This window comes from Azoarcus sp. TTM-91 (assembly GCF_012911025.1).
In the GTDB taxonomy this organism is placed as follows: Bacteria; Pseudomonadota; Gammaproteobacteria; order Burkholderiales; family Rhodocyclaceae; genus Azoarcus.
Genome location: NZ_WUEI01000059.1, coordinates 1 through 19,115, shown reverse-complemented (window position 1 = coordinate 19,115; position 19,115 = coordinate 1). Strand labels below are relative to the sequence as shown.

Below are 19,115 nucleotides of genomic sequence, written 5' to 3'. Positions count from 1 at the left end.
AGGGGGAGCCCGACATGCTGCCCAGTTCCCTGCATCTGCCGCTGAACATGATGCCGCAGCCGACGGAGACCACTTGCGGCCCCACCTGCCTGCAGTCCATCTACCGCTATTGGGGCGAGGAAGCGCCACTGGAAGAGGTGATAGGCCGCACCCGCACGCTGACGCATGGCGGCACCTTCGCCGTCTTCCTCGCCTGCGACGCGCTGGCCCGGGGCTACTCGGCCACCATCTACACCTACAACGTCACCGTGTTCGACCCCACCTGGTTCCGCCAGCGCATGGACATCGCCGAACGCCTGCGCATGCAGCGCGAGTTCAAGACCGATCCGCGCCTGCTGCACGCCACCGAGGGCTACCTGGAATTCCTGCGCCTGGGCGGCAGGCTGCGCTTCAGCGACCTCTCGCCGCCGCTGGTGCGCGGCCTGCTGCGGCGCGGCTGGCCCATCATCACCGGCCTCAGCTCCACCTTCCTCTACCGCAGCGCGCGGGAGTACGGCCCCACCGACATCCCGGACGACGTGCGTGGCAAGCCCGCCGGCCACTTCGTCGTCATCGCCGGCTACGACAGGCCGGCGCGCAAGCTGCTGGTGGCCGACCCCTACGGCCCCCACCCCTACGGCGGCACCCGCGACTACTGGATACGCATGGACCGCGTGTTCAACGCGGTGCTGCTCGGCATCGTCACCCACGACGCCAACCTGCTGGTGATCGCACCGCGCCGGCAGCACGACCCCACCGGAGACAGCCTATGAGCACCTTGATCGTTGTGGACGACGCCGGAGACTGGCCGGCGGGCGGGGCCGGCATCACCGTGGTTCCCGCCCGGCGCTACCTCACCGACCCCGCCTACGGCGAAGACCGCGCGGCGCGGGTGTTCAACCTGTGCCGCTCCTACCGCTACCAGAGCCTGGGCTACTACGTCTCCCTGCTGGCCGAGGCGCGCGGCCACCGGCCCTGGCCGCGCGCCGGCACCATAGAGGACCTGCAGTCGCAGAACCTGGTGCAAGTACTCACCGCGCGGCTGTCGCAGTTGGTGGAGCAAACGCTGGCGCCGCTGAAGGCGGACCGCTTCGAGCTCAGCGTGTACTTCGGCCGCAACCTCGCCCAGCGCTACAACGTGCTCGCCCAGCAACTGTTCGCGCTGCTGCAGGCGCCGCTGCTGCGGGTGCGCTTCGAGCGCGCCGGCGGCCACTGGCACACCCGCAGCGTGCGGCTGGTGGGCATCAACGAGCTCTCCGACACCCACCGCAACTTCCTCTACGAAGCCGCCGCCAGCCATTTCTCCACCCGTGGCCGGCTGGACGACGGCCGCCCGGCGCGCGACTACGCGCTCGCCATCCTGCACAACCCGGACGGCGGCGAACAACCCTCCAACCCGGCCGCACTGGACAAGTTCGCCAGCGCCGCCGCCGCGCTGGGCATGCGGCCGGAGTTCATCACCCCGGCGGATTTCGGCCGCCTGCCCGAGTTCGACGCCCTCTTCATCCGCGACACCACCTTCGTGCACCACTACACCTACCGCTTCGCCCGCCGCGCCGAAGGCGAAGGGCTGGTGGTGATCGACGATCCCGACTCCATCCTGAAGTGCAACAACAAGGTCTACCTGGCCGAGCTGCTGGCCCACCACAAGCTGCCGGCGCCGCGCACCCTGCTGATCCACCGCGGCAACATCGACCAGGTGGTGCCCATGCTCGCCCTGCCCTGCGTGCTCAAGCAGCCGGACAGCTCCTTCTCCTCCGGCGTGGACAAGGTGGAAACCGAGCAGGAACTGCGCGAGCAGGTGACCACCCTGCTGGAGAAGTCCGACCTGGTGGTGGCGCAGGAATGGCTGCCCACCGACTTCGACTGGCGGGTGGGCGTGCTCGACCGCCGCGTCATCTTCGTCTGCAAGTACTACATGGCCGAAGGCCACTGGCAGATCATCGACCACAAGGCCGCCGGCGGCCCGCGCGAGGGCGCCACCGAGGCACTGGCGGTGGGCGAAGCGCCGGAGGAAGTGGTGGACATCGCCCTGCGCGCCGCCAACCTCATCGGCGACGGCTTCTACGGCGTGGACATCAAGCAGTCGGGCAACCGCTACTGCATCATCGAGATCAACGACAACCCCAACGTGGACGCGGGCAACGAGGACGGCATCCTGAAGGACGCCCTCTACCGCGAAGTCATGGGGGTCTTCCTGCGCCGGCTGGAACGCCGCCGCGACGGAGGCGAAGCATGAGCGACACGCATCTCCAGCCGGCACCGGCCACCCGGCCCCTCCCCGCCTTCGCCGGCTACGGGGTGGAGCTGGAATACATGATCGTCGACCAGGCCCACCTCGACGTGAAGCCCATCGCCGACCAGCTGCTGTGCGCCGCCGCCGGCCACCCGGCCGCGGACGTGCCGCGCGGCGCCATGGCCTGGTCCAACGAACTGGCGCTGCACGTCATCGAGATCAAGAACCCGGCGCCGGTCGCCCGCCTGGAAGGGTTGGCGGAGGCCTTCCACGCCGAGGTGCGCGCCGCCAACGAGCTGCTGGCCGGCATGGGCGCCCGGCTGCTGCCCGGCGGCATGCATCCGTGGATGGACCCCACCACCGAAACCCGGCTGTGGACCTGGGACCGCGCCGCCCTCTACAGCTGCTACGACCGCATCTTCAACTGCCGCCGCCACGGCTGGGGCAACCTGCAGAGCATGCACCTCAACCTGCCCTTCGCCGGCGACGAGGAATTCGCCCGCCTGCACGCCGCCATCCGCCTCGCCCTGCCCATCCTGCCCGCACTGGCCGCCAGCTCGCCCTGGGCCGACAGCCGCCCCACCGGCTGCATGGACTACCGCCTGGCGGTGTACCGCCAGCACCAGCGCGAAGTGCCCACCTCCATGGGCGAGTGCATCCCCGACCCCAGTTACTCCGAAGCCGAGTACCGCGCACAGGTACTCGCGCCGATGTACCGCGAGGTGGCGGAGTACGGCGCCGTGCCCTGCAAGGGCGACGCCAGCGCGCTGCGCCACGAATGGCTGAACGTGCGCGGCGCCGCACCCCGCTTCGAACGCAGCGCCATCGAGATCCGCGTGCTGGATACCCAGGAATGCCCGCGCGCCGACCTCGCCATCGCCGCCGCCACCGTTGCCCTGGTGCGCCACCTCTACGACGGCGCCTGCGCCCAGGCCGACGCCGGCCTGGACACCCCGGCACTGGTCGCCCTCTTCGAGCGCTGCATACGCGAGGCCGAGCGCGCCGAGATAGACAACGCCCGCTACCTCGAACTGCTGGACTGCGGCATCGGACCGTGCCGCGCCGGCGAGCTGTGGTCCGCCCTGCTGGCCCGCTTCGAATCCAGCGGATTGCTGCCGGCGGAGGCACGCCCGCCGCTGCGCTTCATCCAGGAGCACGGGCCGCTGGCCCGCCGCCTCGCCATCGCGCTGGACGACGCCCCCGGCCGCCTGCGCGACGTCTACCGGGAGTTGAGCGCATGCCTGCAAGACAACCGCCAGTACGGCGCCCGCCGCTGAGAGCCCACGGCGCCACCGCCGCACCGGCCGCGCCCAGCAGCGGCCTCTTCGTCCTCGTCAGCTGCGAGCACGGCGGCAAGCACATCCCGCCCGAGTACCGGGAACACTTCGCCGGCTACGCCCCGCTGCTGGACAGCCACCGCGGCCACGACCCCGGCGCCCTCGTGCTCGCCCAGGAAATGGCCGCCGCGCTGGACGCCCCGCTGGTCGCCGCCACCACCAGCCGGCTGCTGGTGGACCTCAACCGCTCGCCCGGCCACCCCAGGCGCTACTCGGAAATCACCCGGCCGCTGCCGCAAGAACTGCGCGCCCGCATCCATGCCGAGCATTACCAGCCCTACCGGGACGAAGTGGAGAAGCTCATCGCCACCGCCATAGCCCGCGGCGCCACCGTGGTGCACCTCTCCAGCCACAGCTTCACTCCCATGCTGGACGGCCGGCTGCGCAATGCCGACGCCGGCTTCCTCTACGACCCCGGCCGCCCCGGTGAAGTCGCCCTCTGCCAGCGCTGGCTCGCCGCCCTGCACAGCCGCGCGCCCAGACTCCGCCTGCGCCGCAACTATCCCTACACCGGCCGCTCCGACGGTTTCTGCACCTGGCTGCGCCGCCGCTACCCCGCCGCGCACTACATCGGCGTGGAACTGGAACTCAACCAGCGCCACGCCACCGCCGGCGGCCCCGCCTGGACCGCGCTGCGCGCCGACGTGGTGGCCGCGCTGCAGGCGGCGCTGCACGATCACCCGCCGCTGCAGGTGCATCGCACCGGGCTGCCGGGCGCGGAGTCGGCGCCGGCGGGGGAAAGGACCTGCATGGGCAGGCGGGCGCGGGAGGATGGCGCGGGGGAAGGAGGCGCCAGCGCGGGCAGCAAAGGCCGCTGAGCGAGCAGGAAAAAGCGATTCTGGCTCGCCCTTCCGGGCCGCAGCCGTTCTAGCAACTTGATGCAAAAGCGGTTTTGACGAGAACGACGAAAAACTCGACCACTCAAAACAGCCTGCAAGCCGTTTTTGGTACCGAGGGAAGGGTCGGAATACCCTCAAAAATCGTCACATTCACATCAGCCGAAAGTTTTGCATCGCCTTGCTAACTATCGTTCGGGCGTGCAGCGCCTGCCCGGAAGTGCAAGCCGGGCGTTTCCTGAAAACCTTGCGAACGCCATCAACCAATGGAGAGCTGGCCCGGCTTCAGGCTCCGTCAGCCTCAGCCGACCATTGCGGATTCCAGACCACCTCCCAGAGATGCCCATCCGGGTCCTGGAAGTAGCCGGCATAACCGCCGTAGAAAGTGTCCTGCGCGGGCTTGACGATGCGTGCTCCCGCCGCGCCCGCCTGCGCCATGGCCGCATCGACCTCCGCCTTCGAGGACACGTTGTGGCCCAGCGTCATCCCTGTCGGGCTGGCCGGGCCAGTCACAAGCCCGCTGTCATGAGCGATGCTCTTGCGCGGCCACAAGGCCAGCCGCAGGCCGGGCTGCAAGTCGATGAACACCACCGCGCCGTACTCGAACTCCTCGCCGATGATGCCCTCGGTCGGAAATCCCAGACCGTCGCGATAAAAGCGCAAGGATAGTTCCAGATCCTCGACGCCCAGGGTGATGACGGTAATTCTTGGCTTCATGGCGCGGCTCCTTTCAGGTTCGGTATCCGGCATTCAAGCTTGCCATCCAGCAAAGGACACTCCCTGGCACGCGGTGCTCAAGCCGGAAGTCCAGCTTGAACACTGCAGCATCAAGGCAGACTCCCCACACGTATGCAAACCACCTGCCAAGCACACCTTCAAGCTCTACCGCATCAACGGCGAGCCCCACACCCTTGTTTTATTCGAACACTGGACCAGCGTCGCCGCCCATGAAACCCACCTCACCCCGGGCCACTCCAGACGGCTGGATGCAGTGCTGCCAGCGGCCTTGGCGAACCCGACGCCCAATCAGAAGCACTTCCTGGTCAAAGCCTTGGCTGCCAGGCCGATAAGGCATGACAGGCCATTCACGCCGGCTTTCCCCTGACAGACGAGGCGATCAAGCAACCGCCCGTTCTGGAAGAGATAACTTATTTGGCCCGTACGACTGGAGACCCCCAGCCGTCGTACTCTCCACCGTGGCGTGCAGCCAGCGACTCGAATGTGGCACGCAAGCTGACGAGGTCCTTTTCTATCGGCTTCATTTGCCTGCTCAGCAGCAACAGCCACTCCGGCCCCTCGTCCGCCGGACTGACCTCCTTGGACGCAAAGCCTTTAAGTTCCCTCGCGGCAGCTTTGGCCGCTTTTTCGCTGGGGAAGTAAAGGAAGAACTCAATGCTGTGGGGTTGCGAGAGGTCGGACCCCGCCTGCTGAAGCTGTTGAATCACCAGTCCATCGAGCGATGCTTCTGCCGCTGCAACAGAGGGCCGAAAAAGGAAGACCGCCGCAACTGCAGCGATCGCGAGTATCGAGAGCCTTGTCGTTTTCATGAAATTCACATTGGTTTTGTGAGGATGGCCGCAAGGATATGCATATGCGCTACAGCTTAGGCTGGCGCAACTTCCGAATACCCGCCCAAATGAGAATCCCGGATACCGAGGTGGCGATGAGATCCCCAAGCAGTATTTCAGGCAGAGGGTCTCTCCATTTGTCCATGTTGGTGGTTTGTGAGTAGTACGGCGGGCCAGCCCCATAGGCCTCTGTCAAGGCTTCGTAGCTAACAAATGCCGCAGCAAACAAGATCAGAGCGGCGACCACAATCATCAATAACCCGACGCCTCGGCCGTTCATTTCGTTCCTTGTGAATAGCTGACCGTCAAATGGATTTGGCACTTTCGCATCTCGCCTTCTCTTTCCATGGCAATCGCACCTTCACTCATAACCCCGAGCAGTTCAGCACGGAAGGTGTCGGACGTGGCGGGCAGCATGCGCTTGGTCTTGATGCTGCCTTTGCGCGGAGTGTTCAGCCGAAGGAGGTTCATCACGATGTGGCGGACGATGGCGAAATTGTTGGCGGCGAAGCCGGTGCGAACGGTGCTCCGGTCTTCGTTGAACTGGACGTCGAGGCGCCAGTGAAGACGGTTCTCCACCTCCCAGTGGCTGCGTACTGCGTGAGCGATGCGCGTTGAGTCGGACGGCAGGGAGCTAATGTAGTAGCGGCGCTCGCGGGTAGGCTTTCCAGCGACAATGCGCTCGCGCTCGACGATCGCGAAACTCTTCAGGTCCGCCCACTGCTCGGCTTTGTAGAGCCGCTCGACGGCATCGAAGGCCCAGCAGCGCCGAATTTCGCTGCGGCCATGGCCGTCGTCACTGGTTTCGCTGATGGAGGTCGGGACGAGTTCGCCACCCACGCCGGCCTGCGCAAGCAGGAAGGATTCGACCAATTTGGAATGATTGTCCTTGACGCACAGCACGTAGTCGGCGCCACGCTTCGGATCATGTGCGCAATGCAGGTCTGGGTGCCCATCGCGTCGATGGTGACGATACAGCTTTCGAGCTCAAGCGTGGCTAGCAACGCCGGAATGGCGGTGATCTCGTTGGACTTCTCGGCGCTGGCCGTCTGCCCGAGCACCAGCCCGATATCGACGGCGAATGCCCTGAGCAGATGCAAGGGTTTCGCCTCGGCCTTGGTTGTGCTGCGTCGCCTAGTCTTGCCGTCGATCGCCACCACGGTGTCGCCCTTGAGCGCAGGAATCAGCTGACCCAGCGCCGGAATGCCGCCTCGAGTTCGTGCGGATCCTGCGCCGCGAATACGCGGCCGAAGGTGTCGTGCGATGGACAGTAGGCGGGATAACCACCTGACGTGTGATCAAGAACATGACAGAGTCAGGTGGCCGCATTCAGCCTGCCGATTTATGCTATTCGCTTATCCGCAGAAGACCAGTAATTACCCCCATCCTGCCCAAGAGCAACTTTCAACTCACCGTTGCGTTTGAGCCCACCGCATGATAGAGCATCACCGGCTCACTGAAACTCAGCCGCCTACGTCGACAACACGAAAGACCGCTTTACGCCTGGTGGCAACCTCCTCAGTCTGGATAGCGATCCCGTAATTCTGGAGGAAAACCCACTTTCCACGAGAATCCAGCAAGTTCTCCACAAACATCTGACACTCCATTTCGAGCGCTTTTCCCTCGAGCTTCTTATGAATGTCCGCCGCTGCCAGCAGGCGCGTCGCTTTGCACGACCTCCTAGCCTCGATGAAATTGGCAAGCCGAATCTCGTTTCCGGATAAAAATTCGACTGTGAATTCCTGGTTCTCGGCTGACGGCAATGCATCGAAACGCTTGATGTCCTTTACCTCAACCAGCGGATCAGTCATTCCCCTGACGAGTGGCACATTCTGCCATCGCAAATCAATGAGCCCCCTGTAATTCAGACCGTAATTGACCTTGAATGGAATGTCGTTACTAGACGCCTCCGCGACATACTGAAAGATCCCTTGACCAAGATCCGTAAATGTCACTTTGTTCTGCCAGGTTTCCTTTTTACCATCAACGCCCTCGTAATCGACCTCTGCCAGCAGTACGAGCGGCTTTTGAGCTGGCTGGATGCTGTCGGCCGGGAGCTTTTTCAGCAGATTGGGTGACAGCGTCGCGATGGTGAAATGCTTGGACAGATAGGCGGGCTGATCACTCATCACCTCCTTTACCGTACTGACGCTCATGCAGCCGCCAAGCAGTCCGACACAAACAGCCACTGAGAAAACCCGGGCGACGCACTTCGTTTCACGCATAAACAACACGCCTCTCCTAAAAATATTCATAAAGCATAAAATTAACAAAAACCGCAAGCCATCGTCAAAATGATAAACCAATTCCCCAATACCCCTCATTGAATAGCGGGACTTACGGTAATGATGATCGACGGGGGCCTTGTCACTGCAGGGCAATCACACCTTCACGTCATAACACCGATCAGTTCAGCACGGAAGGTGTCGGACGTGGCGGCCAGCATGCGCTTGGTCTTGATGCTGCCTTTGCGCGAAGTGTTCAGCCGAAGGAGGTTCATCACGATGTGGCGCGCAGGCAACGCGATCGATTGCCGCACGGCGCGCGGTAAGGGCTACGCAATGCGCCCGTGTCGAGGAAAGATGATCGCAGACACGTCGGCTGACTCAAGACCGTCGGTGGCTTGTGCAAGACCCACCATGAGGGATTGGCGAAACTGCCGGGGCAACCGGTGTTTACCTTCGCCGCTTACAACCTGACCCCGCGGCTCAACCTAATGTGGCCGAAGGCCGCGTAAAGACAAATCTGCCTGTCGTGCCCCCAATGCCCCCAACGTCAGGGGAAACGGAGCAGAAACGCCTCGCAGTACGGGCACAACGCACTTCCTTACGGCGGAAAAACGAGCGGAAGGGCAAATCCGAGGAAATCACGAGTTTCTCATCGCCCTGCTAGGGCGTGGCTTGACCGCGAATATGCTTCAGTTGCTCGGGAGACCAACAAAATGACGGACCTGGAAACAGCTTCTTCAACTCTTCATCTGAAACATAAAAGCCCGTTTCCTTCGCATAGTCGTCGTAGATTTTTCTGAGATCCGCGAAGGTGGGAACAGCGGGGTTGTCCGCATTACTGCTTTCCACCACCTGCTGCAGTCGGCCTTCCTCAAGGTGGAGCACGGTTGTGAACTCGCTGATTCCCGGCCCATATTGCTGGTGGCACAGCAGCTTTCCCCGCTCACCGACCAATTCGCCTGTTACCCAACTTCCCTTTATCGGCTGTCCATCGTCATAGACGGCTTCCAGCGGCACCTCCCCTCTGCATGTGAACAGACCGATCAACCAAAGCTGCTGATTCTCCAGCCGCCACCTGCCCCTCGGGCCACCCAGAGCGGAACATCCCGCTTCCCGCAAACGGATTTCCTGCAACTTCGGGGTCCATGGCAGCTCAAGCCATGGCTTTCCCTTAAGCCATACTGCCATCCTCTCGCCCTTGTACTCGACGGTATCAAAGAGCGGTTTGGTGGCATGGGAGACTGAGGAAACCAGCAAAAGCGCAAAGGCAATCAGCAGGCGCCGGGGCGATACCCAGCCGTGACCTCTCAACCCATCTTTTTCCCTGCTGATCACGGCAAGCTTCCAAGGCAAAATATGAAGGCGGCGATTAGCGCATATGGCTTATGCGGCAGTCAAAATGAATCTCCCTTCACCCTGCGTGACTGCGTCTGACTGCTGGAGCCCGCCTATCGGCCCTGGGCCGGTTTTCCGCCGCTCAGCCCCTCCACCATCGCCTTCAGCGCCTGGATCTGCACGCCGTTGCGGGTGGCGTAGCCGGCGCCGCTGTAGCCCCACCAGTCCCAGCAGCCCATGGGGTTGGCGGCGTAGAAGTACGGCAGGGGCGACAGGGCTTTGGCCTGGGGGAAGAGCAGCACGATGCGGTTGGTTTCCGCCCAGCCGGCAAGGCCGGTGGATCTGGCGTAGAGCATGCCGAAGCGGCCGTGGGTGCCGCCATCCTCATTCCTGAGTTCGTAGTTCTGGCCCTGGCGGCAGCCGTGCAGGGCGATGTGCACACGGCAGCGTTCGCCGGCGCGGCAGGCGTCGGGAAGGTAGAGCCAGCCGCTGTCGTCCAGGCCGGACGGGAAAAAGTGCACGCCGGTGATGCCGAGCACGCTGCGTTGGCGGCGGGGGTCGTAGGGGCGCTGGTCGAAGGCGATCCAGTTGCTTTGCTTCTCCGCAGCCGGTGGGCGCAGCTCGCCGTAGATGCCTTGCAGGATGGCCCCGGCGCTGTCGAAGCCGCAGCGGCCGATGTAGGGCGGTGCCTGCTTGCCGCAGTCGCTGCCCGCGGCCAGGGTGGGAAGCTGGTGGGCGGTGGCCGGCGGCAAGGCTGGCCGTTGCAGGTTCTCCGGCGGCACGCCCAGGGCGCGGTAGAAGTCGGCGAGTTGGCGGTCAGCAATGGCAGCGGGCACCACGCTGTCGGCCGCGCCGGAGAGGATCACCACCCGGTGGCTGGCGATGGCGGCCGGGTTTGCCACCAGCCGCGAGGCGGCCATCTTCTGCAGTTGCTGCACCGCGCCCGGCACATCCGCATCGTGCGATTCGGCGGCGCACTTTGCCGGGTCGGGATCAGCGCACATGCATTCCTTCAGCGCCCGTCTCAATTCGCCCTTGGCGCAGTAATACGGGCCGCCGGCGATGATGCCGACGCCCTTCACCATGTCGGCATGGGCAACCTGGAACTGCACCGCGAGAAAGCCGCCGGAGGACAAACCGGACAGCGATGTGTCCGCCACATCAATGTTGAGCGCCGGCAACACGTCCGGCGCATCGGCCCTGGCAACGCCGGTCCAGGGCAGCAGCACGATGAACGCGGCGGCCCATGCCAGGGCTGCGCTGCGTTTCATCGCTTGCACGCCCAGCCGCCGGCTTGGCTGCCGCCAACCTGTCCGGCCGGCTCCGGCCTCAGTACCCGGCTGCATGGCAGCAGCGGCCTTGGCTGCGGCTCGCAGGGCCGCTGCGGCCCTCCACAACGAGGAGAGAGGACGCGCAGACAGCCTGCGGGCCATCGCTGCGGGTTGGTGAATCTGCTTGTCCATCTCTCTCTTCTCCCTGGCGACGGACGCCTTCGATGCGCGAAAGGCGTAGCAAACCACGCGCCGGAGGCTGCCGCCAGGGGAACACGCACCGGCGCGTGCGCCTTCGGGCTGCCCCTGCCGGGTTCCGGCTCGACCGGGATCCCGGCTGGAGTCTCAGCCAGCAGCCGGCGTACCCGACGGGCAGCCGGTGCGCGCCGCCCGCTCGCCGCTGGCCTTCATGCGCTTGCCGTAGGCATTGAGGCCGACCACGAAGACCATGCCGGCGACGAAGGCGACCAGATTCGTAGCGAGGTACTGCATGGGCGAGGGAATCATGCTCCGCCCTGCCCCAGCGCCTGACCGCAATCGCCGCAGAAGCGCGCCGAGCGGTCGTTGGCGGCACCGCAGCCGCCGCAGGTGGCGGTGTAGGCCTGGGCCAGCGCCTTCTGCCGCATGTAGGCGAGCTGGATCACGCAGGGCACGGTGACGCGGTAGGCCGGGCTGGCCATGTCCGCCGCCGCCCACAGGCCGGTGAGCGCCCAGCCGATGGGGCCGAGCATGATCTTGATGGAGCGCATCAGCATGCCGGTGGCGCCGAAGGAGAGGCCGCGCCCGAGCAGTGCCTTGGCCACCGCGTTGGCAACGATGGCGGCCAGCTTGTAGGTGGCGAAGCCGGCGTACTTGCCCGCCGCCAGCAGCGCGGCGGTGGTGGCCGGCTTGAGCAGGGAGAGGTCGGCCACGTTCAGTTCTTCCAGCAGCGCGCGGCGTTCCTCGTCCGACATCTTCTCGAAGGAGTCGCGCAGGATCTTGCGCAGGATGCCGTCTTCCAGCACCAGCAGATCGCTGTCCTTGTTGTGCGGCACCTTGAGGTGGGTCGCCACATCCTTGACGATTTCGTCATAGGCCACGGTGCCGCGGGCATCCGGCAGCAGGCGGTCCAGCACCGAGCCGAAGCTGATGGCGTTGCGGGCGTCGCGGTAGAAGTTGCTCAGGGTGTTGCCGCCGAAACGGCAGATTTCGTAGCCGATGAGGCCGCGGTCCAGCCCGTTGTACTCGCCCTGTTCCTTGGCGCGCAGGAAGCGGGCGCAGGTGTCGTCATCCAGCGAGATGCGGCCGGCGCCCTTGTCGGTGAGGTAGTCGACCAGGATGTCGAGATCGGCCACTTCGGCCACGTTCAGCAGCGCGGTAAGGTTGTCGGGTTTGGCGAGAAAGGCGTCCTTCGGGGTGTTATCCAAGATCAGTTCTCCGGATGGTGATGGCTGGTGGTACCGATGACGGCGCAGAGCGCCAGCAAGGCGGGGATGTGAACCTTGTTCATTTCTCCGAAGGGCGGCAGCGCGCAGGTGGCGGCGATGCCGGACTGCACTTCGCTTTCAAAGGCGGCGAGTTCGCGGGTAAGGCGGCCAGGGTCGGCGCTGAGCAGGCCGAACAGGCGGCCCATGCGCTCCCCCGCTTCGGCGCCGGCCACCGGGCTGAGGCTGGCGGCGCCCAGCAGCTCCTGCGCCAGATCGATGAAGCGCGGCTGGCTGGAGGCCTGCACGAAGGTGATCGCCGCCACCGCCAGCGCCGCCCAGTCCTGCTGGCGCATCAGCAGGAAGGCCGGCGGCACGCCCAGGGTGGCGGCCAGGCGGCAGATGATGTCCAGGTTGGGATTGGCTGCGCTGTCGGCGTTCTGGTCGGAGGCCAGGTACTTGGCCAGCGTGGAGCGGCTGACGTCGGCCCGGTTGGCCAGTTCGCCCTGGGTGAGCGGCACCCGTTCGCCTTCTTCGTTCTCGGCCGAAACGCGTAGCGCACGGCGCAGGGCATCGACGAAGGCTTGTGACACGGCCCGGAAGACCGGGGCGCCGGCATTGCTGTTCTGCATGGACTCCCTTCTGTGTTGCTCAGCGATGGAGCGGAAGTCTAGGCAGCATGCGGGTTTACGGCCAGCGAGCTTGTCCGCGCAGGCGGACATCGCGCTCTGGCAGGAGGCGGATCGATGTGATACCCGCGCGCGCCGCGGCAACACCCGCAAACGCCATCCAGCGGCGTTTCAGGCGTATATCCAAGGGCTTATCCAGCCAGAGATTGAACAGTGCGGCGGCTAGTGCGGCGGCCAGTGTGGTGGCTGGTGCGGCAGCCAGGCGGGGCGAAGACCGCTCAGGCGTCCTCGCCCTCCCCGCTTGCCGCCGGCTTCAGCCCCAGCCGGCGGGCCATGGCGCGGGTGAGCATCTGGCGGCAGGCGTAGCTCTCCCAGGGGTCTCGCTTGAGCCTGGCGAGACGGGCTTCGACGCTGTGTACCGTCCATGCGGCGGCGCCGTCTATGCGCTCCAGTTCCTCCCGGGCGATGGGCACAGACACGCCCAGGCCGGGCCGGGCGCGCACCGAGTAGGCGCTGACGGTGCTGGCGCCACGCTGGTTGCGCAGGTGGTCGACGAAGATCTTGCCGACGCGGTTTTTCGGCCCCATGCGGTCGGCGAAGCGCTGCGGCAAGGTGCGGGCGAGGTGCAGCGACACCGCGCGGGCGAAGGCCTTGACCTCGTCCCAGCCGTGCCGGCGCGCCAGCGGCACCACCACATGCATGCCCTTGCCGCCACTGGTCTTGAGGAAGGCCTCCAGGCCGAGTTCGTCCAGCAGGGTGAGCACCAGCCGTGTGGCTTCGACCATGCGCGCCCACGGCAGCGCGGGGTCGGGGTCGAGGTCGAAGACCATGCGGTCCGGCCGTTCTATGCGGGCGGACGCGGCGTTCCAGGTATGGAACTCGATCGTGCCCATCTGTACCGCGCCCACCACCGCCTCCAGGTCGTCGGCCTGCATCAGGCGGTCGTGGCCTGGGTCCAGCCCGGCCGGCAGCAGGCGCATGCCGGGCATGCTCATCTTCTCGGCGTGGCGCTGGAAGAACTGCTCGCCGGCAACGCCGGTGGGCGCGCGCAGCAACGACAGCGGCCGGCCCTTGAGATGGGGCAGCAAATGATCGGCAATGCGGCAGTAGAAGGCGGCCAGCTCGCCCTTGGTGTAGCCGCTGGCTTGGTCGATGACGCGGGAGGCATGGCTGATGCCGATGTCGGCGACGCGCTCCGGGCCAGGCGGGGCGGACTTGCGTCGCGACGTCCGGGCCGCCGCTTCGGTGGAAGCGATGCCGGCCGGATTCCCTGCCTCCTTTCCGTCCTTCCTTGGCGGGGTCGCCGCAGCGCCGGCTTCCGCTTCGGTGGCCTTGGACGCCCTGCCCGCCGTCGCGGCGCTCGCGCTGCGGGCCGCCGTGCCGCGCGAGGCCGGCCTGTCGCCGTGGCTGCCCGCCGGCGGAGGGTCGTCGGGCGCGTCGCCCGGCGACACCAGCGGCGAGGATTTCACCGCCCGCTTGCCGGCGCCCTGGCCGGTGCCCTGGCCGGTGCCCTGGCCGGTGCCCTGGCCGGTGCCCTGGCCGGTGCCCTGGCCGGCGCCCTCTCCTGCGCCCTTGGCGGTGGAGCTGCGGCCCGCCCTGCCCTTGGCTGCTTTCCGTTCCATTTTCCCGTCTCCCGCTTCGACCGCCAGCGCGGCGGCGGCCAACCGTGGCTCGCGCTGGATGGCGGTGGCCGGCTTGTCGTCGCGCAGGCCGTGGAACACGCCCTGGCGGACCACGCCTTCGCGCGTCCACGCGGCGAACTCCACTTCGCACAGCAGCGCCGGCGCCAGCCAGGTGACGCCCCGGCTGCGCACACCGCTGTCCGGCGCGCCTTCCACCGCCGCCGCGTCGCGGCGCAGCGGCTGCAGCCGGGCGTGCAGCGCCTTCAGGCTCTCGCTGGTGAAGCCAGTGCCGACGCGGCCGGCATAGCGCAGCACGCCACGCTCGTCATGCACGCCCAGCAGCAGCGCGCCAAAACCCTGGCGGCTGCCCTGCGGCGCGGTGTAACCGACGATGACGAACTCCTGGCGCAGCTTGCATTTGAGCTTGATCCAGTCGGTGCTGCGGGTGGAGCGGTAGTGGCTGCCGACGCGCTTGCCGATCACGCCTTCCATGTGCAGCTCGCAGGCGCCGGCGAGGATGTCCTCCACCGGCACGGCAAAGTCTTCCGAGTAGTGGATGTGCTCATGCCCCTCCGGCCCCAGCAGATGTCGCAGGCGGGCGCGGCGGTTGTCCAGCGGCAGGCTGCGCAGGTCTTCGCCCTCCAGGTGCAGCAGATCGAAGAGGTAGTAGCGGATGTCGCTGTTGCGGCCTTCGTCCAGCGCGTTCTGCAGGGCCTGGAAATCCGGCACGCCGCGCGCGTCGGGCACCACGATTTCGCCGTCCAGCCAGGCATTGCCCAGCCCCAGGGCCTCCACCGCCCGCTGCAACGGGCGCAGCCTGGCGGTCCAGTCGTGGCCATTGCGGGTCAGCAGCCGCGCCTTGCCGTTCTCCAGCCGGGCGAGCAGGCGGTAGCCATCGAACTTGAGTTCGTAGCGCCACTGGCCCGGCGGCGGCTGGTCAACCGCCACCGCAAGCTGCGGCGCGATCCAGGCGGGCAGGCCGGCCTTGCGCCCGCGGCGCAGCGGCTTGTCCGCCCCGGCGGCGACACTGCCGCTGCGGCCAGCAGGCTTGCCGGCGGTGTTGCCGGCGGTGTTGCCGGCGGTGTTGCCGGCGGTGTTGCCGGCGGTGTTGCCGGCGGCTCCCCCGCCCTGGATGGACGAAATGGCCCCGGCCGCCGGGCCGGCGCCCGCGGTCTCCGCCGCCACCTTCCCCCCTCCCTTCGCCTCCCGGGCGGATAAGGCCGCCGTCTTGCCGCCGCCCTGCTCGCGTGGCAGCAGCGCCTTGCTCAGCACGCTCTCCGGGCGCTCCGCCAGGATGTCGTACTCGCCCTCGGCGCGGGCGGCCTCGTCCGCTTCCTTGATCAGCAGCCACTGCGCCTTGTCCTTGGCGGCGTCGCCGTAGCGGGTGCGCACCAGCGTCCAGCCGCCGGAGAGCTTCTCGCCCAGCAGGTGGAACTTGAGCTTGCCGGCACGATAGGCGGCGGCGGGATCGGCCTCGGCCGGCTGCCAGGCGCCCTGGTCCCAGACGATGACGTCGCCGCCGCCGTAGTGGCCTTCGGGGATGTGGCCCTCGAAGCCGGCATACTCCAGCGGGTGGTCCTCCACCTGCACCGCCAGGCGCTTGACGCCGGGGTCCAGGCTGGGGCCCTTGGGTACCGCCCAGCTCTTGAGCGTGCCGTCCATCTCGAGGCGGAAGTCGTAATGCAGATGGCTGGCGTCGTGCTTTTGCACGACGAAGCGCAGGCCGGCGGCGGCGCGCTTGCGCTCCCGGCGGCGCTGCGCGGCGCGCGGCTCCGCGGTGGCGGTGAAATCCCGCTTGCGTTCGTACTCGGCAAGGGTGGCAGCACCGGTGGCGGCGTCAGGCTCGCCCTCGGCGTCGGCCTTGCGCCCCAAGCTCTCCCCTCTTCCCAGTTCCTCCATGCCCTTCTCCCTCCAGCCCGGGTTCTCCGGGCGTGCGCCAGCGGCGCCGTGTCGTCCATCCGCGGGGCGAGGCAGCCATCCTGGCCGCCGCGCTCCACCTGCCTGTCCGCCTCCGTCCGGAAGCGGGCCTGGATCCGGTCTCTCTGCCGGGGCTCTCTGTCGTTCTGGCCTCTGCCTGCTCTCGTTATCGGGGTTGGAGGCGTCTCCCTGTCGGGGCGCTGCCGGTCTGTTCAGCCGGCTTTTCTGCGGGTGCTGCGGCGGCTGCGGGTTTCGCCTTCCGTAGCCCGCGCCGGGCTCTTCGCCGAGGCCGGCTTGCCTTTGCCGGCCAGGCTGCGTTTGAGCAGTTCGGCAAGATCGATGACGTCGGCACCGCCGCCGCCCTCTTTGCTTTCCACCCGGCCGCTCTCCACCGTCTCCAGCTTGCCGGCGCGGGCCTTGCGCTCGACCAGCTCCATGATCCGGGCCTCGAAGCTGTCGCTGTACTGCGCAGGCGCCCAGTCCTCGCTCATGCCTTCGATCAGTTGGGTGGCCATGTCCAGCTCCTTCTTCGCCACGCTGGCCTCCAGGGTCTCGGCCTTGAGACCGATTTCGTCGATGCCGCGCACTTCGGCTGCCCAGCGCAAGGTGTTGAGCACCAGCGCCGGCCCCACCGGCAGCAGCACCGCCAGCCGCTGGCGGCTATGCAGCACCACCCGGGCGAGGCCGGCCCGGCCGGTCTTGCGCAGCGCCTCGCGCAACAGCGCATAAACCTTCTCGCCGCGGCGCTCGGGCGCGAGGTAGTAGGGTGTGTCGATGAACATCGGCGGGATGTCGCGGCTGTCCACGAAGGAGACGATGTCCACCGTCTGCGTGGCTTCCGGGTAGGCGGCGCGGATCTCTTCATCTTCCAGCACCACGTAGCGGTGCTTCTCGTACTGCACGCCGCGCACGATGTTCTCGCTGCTGATTTCCTTGCCGGTGGTCTTGTTGATGCGCTTGTAGCCCACCGGGTCCATGCTGCGGCGGTCCAGCCAGTCGAAATCCACCCCGCCGCGATTGGTGGCCGGCAGCAGGGAGACCGGGATGTGCACCAGTCCGAAGCTCACCGCGCCCTTCCAGATCACCCTCGCCATGCTGGCTCTCCCGCATCGCCCGGCGGCGGAACCGCCCGCTGCCACAGCTTCTCCGCCAGCAGCCTGCAAGCGACGTTCCCGGGCCGCTCCGGCCATCGCCGCAGGAGAAATCAGCGGCGGTCGGCAACCCAGTACGGCATGCAGTCGAAGAAGAAGTAGAGCTGCTCCAGCCAGTCCGGATCGGCGAAGGACGGCCAGCTGTCCGCGGCGAAGCCCGGCGCCTGCCGCAACTCCTCGGCGCCGTGGGGCAGCGACAGCCTGTCCTCCTTGCGCCGGAAGGCAGGCCAGGGCACCGCGCACAGCCAGTCGCCGCCGCGGCCATCGAGTTCCAGCACCAGGAAGGCGATGCGGCCGCCGGTGAGATCCGCCAGCACATGGCGGACGCGGCCGAGCAGCACACCGGCCGCCCCGCTCACTTCCTGGCCCTGCAGCCGGTCCACCGCGATGACGTCGCCATCGCCGCGGCCGGAGGGCGGCCTGGCGCGCGCCGGGTCCTGGATCTCGCCGCTGGCGGCGGCATCCGGCGGCACCTCGGCCGAACCCACGAAGGGGTCCACCTCGCCGGCGCGGCCGGTCTCGCTGCCTACGGAAGTGGCCGGCTCCTCGCCGGCCTGGGCCGGACCGAGGCCGGCCAGACCATTGCGGAAGGGCGTGCTTGCAGTCATGTGCCAGGTCTCCTTCTATCGGATCGTGCGCGAGCGTCGCCGGATTCATCCGGCGGCCGGGCTCAGGTCGCGGTGGGCAGGCGGTGGGCGGTGCTGCGGGTGCGCACCACCCGGCGTTCGCCATAGCGGCCCGGCATCGCGCGCATGCGGGCGCTGCGGGCGCCCACGGTGCCGCCGGCGGCGCCGGCCATCAGCGACAGCAGAATGGCGACGCTGAGCCAGGTGCTGGCAATGGAAGCGGCCTGGGCGGCGTCGTTGACCGTGCCCGGCTGCGTGCCGGCGCTGGCGCGGCCCATCATCGCCAGCGCCTGGTCCGCCGCCCGCCCGGCCTGTTCCTCGCTCAGACCAAGGCGGTCGCGCAGCAAGCTCACCGCGCTGGCGCGGTCGCCCCGCTCCAGGCTGGCGAACAGCTCGCCCATGGTGGATTCATCCGCCTGCGCCACCGCCGCGGTAGGCGTGGAAGCGGCCAGGCCGAACATGCCGGTGACCGCGTTGCCGGTGAGCGAACCGGTGATGACGGCGAAGAACAGCATGGTCGCCCCCCAGGACACCACGCCGTGCAGCATGCCGTCCGAACTGCGGCGCAAACCGGAACTGCGCGCCGCCACATAACCGCCGACGAAGGCGGAAACCAGCATGCTCACCGTATTCCATACCGCCGCAGCGACGGACACGCTCCCTCCGTCCGGCCGCGCGCCGGCGCCGTAGACGGCGAAGCCGGCGGCAATGCCGACCAGCATCAGCAGCAGATGCACGCCCAGCCCTACCGCCAGGCCGGCGAAGATGGCGCTCCAGTGGATGCCGTTGATCAGCGGGGAGCTTTCGACTGTCGTAGCTTCTATGGTCCGGGTTTCCATGGCTAGACCTCACAAGGCTTGACGGAGGGATACTCGCGGCAGCAAACCGCTTGTGCGGACTGAGCAAGCACCATTCCACACCCGCGCCCCCGCCGACGGACACATGGCAAGAACCGGCCCGCCCGGGCGCCCTCTTCC

17 protein-coding genes and 1 pseudogene are annotated in these 19,115 nt (G+C 67.1%); 5 read left to right on the top strand and 13 right to left on the bottom strand.

What is annotated here, in order from left to right; genetic code table 11:
• Window positions 1–14 precede the first annotated feature (14 nt).
• The 4 genes from GRF61_RS15490 to GRF61_RS15475 are packed head-to-tail and all read left to right on the top strand — an operon-like array spanning window position 15 to window position 4,370.
• A complete protein-coding gene (locus GRF61_RS15490; protein ID WP_169151534.1) occupies window positions 15–752 on the top strand; it encodes a hypothetical protein in 738 nt (245 codons plus the stop codon).
• A complete protein-coding gene (locus GRF61_RS15485) occupies window positions 749–2,218 on the top strand; it encodes a RimK family protein (protein ID WP_169151533.1) in 1,470 nt (489 codons plus the stop codon). Before GRF61_RS15490 ends, GRF61_RS15485 begins: the two co-directional genes overlap by 4 nt.
• The gene (locus GRF61_RS15480) at window positions 2,215–3,492 is read left to right on the top strand and encodes a glutamate-cysteine ligase family protein (RefSeq protein ID WP_169151532.1); all 1,278 of its coding nucleotides are present in this window, start codon (window positions 2,215–2,217) and stop codon (window positions 3,490–3,492) included. Before GRF61_RS15485 ends, GRF61_RS15480 begins: the two co-directional genes overlap by 4 nt.
• Entirely contained in the window at window positions 3,453–4,370 is a 918-nt protein-coding gene (locus GRF61_RS15475; RefSeq protein ID WP_211166000.1) for an N-formylglutamate amidohydrolase, read from the top strand. Before GRF61_RS15480 ends, GRF61_RS15475 begins: the two co-directional genes overlap by 40 nt.
• A gap of 303 nt (window positions 4,371–4,673) precedes the next feature.
• Here GRF61_RS15475 and GRF61_RS15470 read toward each other — a convergent pair whose 3' ends face one another.
• Window positions 4,674–5,105: a VOC family protein gene (locus GRF61_RS15470; RefSeq protein ID WP_169151531.1), complete on the bottom strand. Its 432-nt coding sequence runs from the start codon at window positions 5,103–5,105 to the stop codon at window positions 4,674–4,676.
• Between GRF61_RS15470 and GRF61_RS15465 the strand changes: the two genes are divergently transcribed.
• Window positions 5,083–5,493, top strand: coding sequence for a hypothetical protein (locus tag GRF61_RS15465; RefSeq protein WP_169151530.1), 411 nt, complete (start codon window positions 5,083–5,085; stop codon window positions 5,491–5,493). The genes GRF61_RS15470 and GRF61_RS15465 overlap by 23 nt on opposite strands.
• Window positions 5,494–5,536: 43 nt before the next feature.
• On the opposite strand, the gene GRF61_RS15460 is transcribed toward GRF61_RS15465, so the two are convergent.
• The 12 genes and pseudogenes from GRF61_RS15460 to GRF61_RS15405 form a co-directional block, all read right to left on the bottom strand.
• The gene (locus GRF61_RS15460) at window positions 5,537–5,935 is read right to left on the bottom strand and encodes a ribonuclease E inhibitor RraB (RefSeq protein ID WP_169151529.1); all 399 of its coding nucleotides are present in this window, start codon (window positions 5,933–5,935) and stop codon (window positions 5,537–5,539) included.
• Between the two features lie 384 nt (window positions 5,936–6,319).
• A pseudogene (locus GRF61_RS15455) lies at window positions 6,320–7,223 on the bottom strand (ISAs1 family transposase); the annotation flags it as partial.
• 196 nt (window positions 7,224–7,419) lie between these two features.
• A complete protein-coding gene (locus GRF61_RS15450; protein ID WP_169151528.1) occupies window positions 7,420–8,112 on the bottom strand; it encodes a hypothetical protein in 693 nt (230 codons plus the stop codon).
• Between the two features lie 732 nt (window positions 8,113–8,844).
• The gene (locus GRF61_RS15445) at window positions 8,845–9,519 is read right to left on the bottom strand and encodes a hypothetical protein (RefSeq protein WP_169151527.1); all 675 of its coding nucleotides are present in this window, start codon (window positions 9,517–9,519) and stop codon (window positions 8,845–8,847) included.
• Window positions 9,520–9,632: 113 nt separating this feature from the next.
• Window positions 9,633–10,790 carry a poly(3-hydroxybutyrate) depolymerase gene (locus GRF61_RS15440; RefSeq protein WP_169151526.1) on the bottom strand — a complete coding sequence of 386 codons (1,158 nt, stop codon included), beginning with the start codon at window positions 10,788–10,790 and terminating at the stop codon, window positions 9,633–9,635.
• 345 nt (window positions 10,791–11,135) lie between these two features.
• Window positions 11,136–11,297, bottom strand: a complete 162-nt coding sequence (locus GRF61_RS15435; RefSeq protein ID WP_169151525.1) for a hypothetical protein — start codon at window positions 11,295–11,297, stop codon at window positions 11,136–11,138.
• Window positions 11,294–12,196: a ubiquinol-cytochrome C chaperone family protein gene (locus tag GRF61_RS15430; RefSeq protein ID WP_169151524.1), complete on the bottom strand. Its 903-nt coding sequence runs from the start codon at window positions 12,194–12,196 to the stop codon at window positions 11,294–11,296. Before GRF61_RS15430 ends, GRF61_RS15435 begins: the two co-directional genes overlap by 4 nt.
• Before the next feature lie 2 nt (window positions 12,197–12,198).
• Window positions 12,199–12,825 carry a helix-turn-helix transcriptional regulator gene (locus tag GRF61_RS15425; protein WP_169151523.1) on the bottom strand — a complete coding sequence of 209 codons (627 nt, stop codon included), beginning with the start codon at window positions 12,823–12,825 and terminating at the stop codon, window positions 12,199–12,201.
• 275 nt (window positions 12,826–13,100) lie between these two features.
• Window positions 13,101–16,343 carry a non-homologous end-joining DNA ligase gene (ligD, locus tag GRF61_RS24835; RefSeq protein ID WP_169151522.1) on the bottom strand — a complete coding sequence of 1,081 codons (3,243 nt, stop codon included), beginning with the start codon at window positions 16,341–16,343 and terminating at the stop codon, window positions 13,101–13,103.
• A 230-nt stretch (window positions 16,344–16,573) separates the two neighbouring features.
• Window positions 16,574–17,455 (bottom strand): Ku protein, encoded by an 882-nt coding sequence (locus GRF61_RS15415; protein ID WP_169151543.1) that lies wholly within the window; start codon window positions 17,453–17,455, stop codon window positions 16,574–16,576.
• Between the two features lie 110 nt (window positions 17,456–17,565).
• A complete protein-coding gene (locus GRF61_RS15410) occupies window positions 17,566–18,120 on the bottom strand; it encodes a PRC-barrel domain-containing protein (protein WP_169151521.1) in 555 nt (184 codons plus the stop codon).
• Window positions 18,121–18,182: 62 nt separating this feature from the next.
• A complete protein-coding gene (locus tag GRF61_RS15405) occupies window positions 18,183–18,977 on the bottom strand; it encodes a hypothetical protein (RefSeq protein ID WP_169151520.1) in 795 nt (264 codons plus the stop codon).
• Window positions 18,978–19,115: the final 138 nt, after the last annotated feature.